This window comes from Paenalicyclobacillus cellulosilyticus, from assembly GCF_014647315.1.
Lineage (GTDB): Bacteria > Bacillota > Bacilli > Alicyclobacillales > Alicyclobacillaceae > Alicyclobacillus_J > Alicyclobacillus_J cellulosilyticus.
In genome coordinates, this window is sequence record NZ_BMOY01000136.1 from 1 (window position 1) to 254 (window position 254).

Here is a 254-nt window from a genome sequence, read left to right on the forward strand (position 1 = left end):
CAATAATTGGGCTCGCCAATACCAGTTCTGATTCAACATACTTGTAACTTCGGTGATGGGTTGCCCAGCAGGTATGGTAATTAACCCAAGTTGGATAGCACTGACTCCTTGCATAGCGACCCAGTGACTGATTGTGCGCTCCTTAATGCGTTGAGTATAGTTCACATCTTGTGACGTAGCTTTTAATAGGGCGGTGAGCGCAATAGCGAGCACGGCGAGCGCTAATAACACTTCAATTAATGTAAATCCGTTTT

General features: G+C 45.3%; 1 protein-coding gene. It reads right to left on the reverse strand.

Annotated elements, in window-relative coordinates:
* Positions 1 to 254, reverse strand: a 254-nt coding sequence (gene gspI, locus IEX97_RS13215; protein ID WP_188883546.1) for a type II secretion system minor pseudopilin GspI, incomplete at both ends; no start/stop codon positions are given.